At 69.9% G+C, this 2959-nt stretch carries 2 protein-coding genes; both read right to left on the bottom strand.

What is annotated here, in order from left to right:
- Positions 1-949, bottom strand: a 949-nt coding sequence (locus BFF76_RS30370; RefSeq protein ID WP_478078243.1) for a beta-ketoacyl synthase N-terminal-like domain-containing protein, incomplete at its 3' end; no start/stop codon positions are given.
- A gap of 53 nt (positions 950-1002) precedes the next feature.
- Positions 1003-2959: SDR family NAD(P)-dependent oxidoreductase (locus BFF76_RS30365; RefSeq protein WP_141695714.1), on the bottom strand; the 1957-nt coding region annotated here is incomplete at its 5' end.

The following is a 2959-nucleotide window of genomic DNA, read 5'->3' as shown; positions in this document are numbered from 1 at the left end:
ACAACGCCTGCACCTCGATCGAATCGCCGATCACGGTGCCGCTGCCGTGCGCCTCGACATAGTCGATGCTCTCGGGGTCGACCTCCGCGACGGCCAGAGCCTCCGTGATCACCTCGGTCTGACCTGCGACGGTCGGTGCGGTGAAACTGGCTTTGGCCCCACCGTCGTTGTTGACGGCCGATCCCCTGATCACCGCGTGGATGGTGTCGCCGTCGGCCAGCGCGTCCTCCAGCCGCTTCAGCGCCACCACGCCGACGCCGTTGCCGAAGACCGTGCCCCGGGCGTCCGCGTCGAACGGGCGGATGTGCCCGTCCGGAGCGAGGAAGGCGCCCTCCTGGTAGAGATACCCGGTGTTCTCGGGCACCTTGTAGGAGACCGCACCCGAAAGCGCCATGTCGCACTCGTAGTTGAGCAGGCTCTGGCAGGCGGCGTGCAGTGCGACCAGTGAGCTCGAGCAGGCGGTCTGGACGGGGAAGCTCGGCCCCCGCAGATCGAGCTTGTACGACACCCGGCTCGTGAGGAAGGCGAGTTCGAAGCCCAGGCCGACGTTCTCGCCCTTGATCGCCTCGCCCTGCTCCAGGTTGCTGAGGATGTTGCCGAGGTAGGCGGTGGTACTGGCGCCGCCGAAGACACCGATGCTGCCGTCGTACTGGGCGGCGTCGTAACCGGAGTGCTCCAGCGCACCCCAGGCCGTCTCCAGGAAGAGCCGGTGCTGCGGGTCCATGATCTTGGCCTCGCGGGCGGTGTACCCGAAGAACTCCGCGTCGAACAGGCTGATGCCCTCGAACTTGGGCGCGGCCTTGACGTAGTCCGGCCGGCCGAACTCCTCGGGCGGCACTCCGGCCGCCGCAAGCTCCTCGTCGGTCAGGGCGACGATCGACTCGACGCCGTCGCGCAGGTTCGACCAGAACTCGGTCAGGTCCCCGGCACCGGGGAAACGCCCCGCCATCCCGATGATCGCGACACCGTCCCGTGCCGGGACATCGGTGAATTCAGTGGTCATCATTCGCCCCTTGCCGTTCGACGCCGTTGCTGCTGCTGGCGCCGTCGCTGCAACTTGTCTCTGCGTTCCTCAAGTGCCTTGAGGTTGTCACTCGGTGCCTGCTGCACCGGCTTCTCGGTCAGGCCGGCCAGGTGTGCGACCGTCAGCCCCTCGTACAGGTCGCCCAGCGTGAGCTTCGTGCCCAGCCTGGTGTTGACGGTGCTCACCAGTTGGATCGCGATCAGGGAGTTGCCGCCGAGATCGAAGAAGCTGTCCTGGATGCCGACCTTCTCGATGCCAAGGAGGTCCTGCCACACCTCGCAGACCACGCGCTCGGTGTCACTGCGCGACGCGACGAACTCGGTCAGGATGTCCGGGCGTTCGTGCGCGGTGGTTCGGGGCTCAACGGTGGTGGCGTCCTGGCCCAGCGAGAAGGCGCTCGCGAAGAGCGCCGGGAGCTCGGCGGGCGACACGATGATCTGCGACTCCGAGGCGCCGGCCAGAATCGTGTCGAGAGCCCACAGTCCCTCGGCGGCCGACATGGCGCGCTCGTCCACCTGCTCGACGCCCGACGGCGCAGCGGTACCGACCGCCATGCCGATCTCCCGCCATGGACCCCAGTCGATCGAGATCACCCGCTGACCACGGCCGCGGTCCTGGGCGAAGGCGTCGAGGAAGCAGTTGGCGGCGCAGTAGTCGACCTGTCCGACACTGCCGATGTTCGCACCGTTCGATCCGAACAGGACAAGGAAGTCCAGCTCCTGGTCTGCCAGGACCTCTTCCAGCACCAGGGTGCCGCGTACCTTCGGGAGCAGCACCTCGGCGGCCGCCTGGAGGTCCTTGAGCTGGATCAGGCCGCCACCGGCCACGCCCGCCGTGTGGAAGGCGCCGTGGACGGCTCCCCAGCGCAGGGTGGTCTGCCGGACGGCCTCGCGCATCGCGGCCGGGTCGCTCACATCGGCCTGGAACACCAGGAGCTCGGCGCCCGCGTCCCGCAGCCGGACCAGCTTCCGCACGGTTTCGGCGAGCCGGCCCGGTCCCGGGTTGCGGACGAGCCACGAGTCCCAGTCCTCGGCGTCCGGAAGCCGGGTGCGCGCGGTGAGCGCGACGCGTGCTCCCGCGGCCGCGAGGTGCTCGGCCAGGGCCAGACCCAGGCCGCCGGTGCCACCGGTGACCAGGTAGACACCACCCCCGCGCACCACCGGGGCCTGGTCGCGTCGGGGCAGTGGCTGCGGCACGTAGTGCTGGGACCAGCGGTGGCCGCCCCGGTGGGCCACCGTCTCCGTACCGGGCTCCGGCTCAGCGGCCAGCTCGGCCATCAGCCTCACCAGCTGATCCTGAGAGGGAGCAGTCACGCAGTCGAGGTCGACGCTCCGGCAGGTGGTGCCGGGCTGCTCGCGGGGCAGCACTCGGCAGGGGCCCAGCAGGGTGGCCTTAAGCGGCGAGAGCAGCTCGGCGCCGGTGACGTTGTGCAGCCCGTTGCTGAGCACCCAGACCCGGCGCGGCTCGCTGTCCGGGTGGCGAACGAGCGCCTGGGAGAGGCGGATCAGGCTCTCGAAGCCGTGCTGGAGGCTCCCCTCCTCACCCGGTGCGGTGACGCTCCAGCCGTGGACGATGCGGGTGGGTACGCCGGCGGGTCCCTCCCCGAGCGCGTTGATCAGCCGGTCGTAGTCGGCGCTGCGGGCAGGGTCGATGCCGTACCGGCCGTCTCCTTGCTCGGACCAGGCGCCGGCTGCCGCCACCACGGTGACGGTGGCGCCCCCGGACCGCAGCCGCTCGACGACCGCCTCACCCACGCCCAGGACGTCGGCGAAGACCAGCCAGTGCCGGCTGCAGTCCGGCTGCTGCCCGGCGGGAAGAGCGGCTCGCTGCCAGGACGGGGCGTAGAACCAGTCCGTGATGTTGTCGCGGCGCGCGGTCGTAATAGTGCCGGTGGCCTGCGCTGGGGTCTGCCTGTCCAGCCAGTGGTGTTTGTGT

The sequence above is a fragment of the Streptomyces mutomycini genome, assembly GCF_001700505.1.
Taxonomy (GTDB): Bacteria; Actinomycetota; Actinomycetes; order Streptomycetales; family Streptomycetaceae; genus Streptomyces; species Streptomyces mutomycini.
Note: the sequence above shows the minus strand (reverse complement) of the source record. Positions and strands in the feature narration are given on the sequence as shown.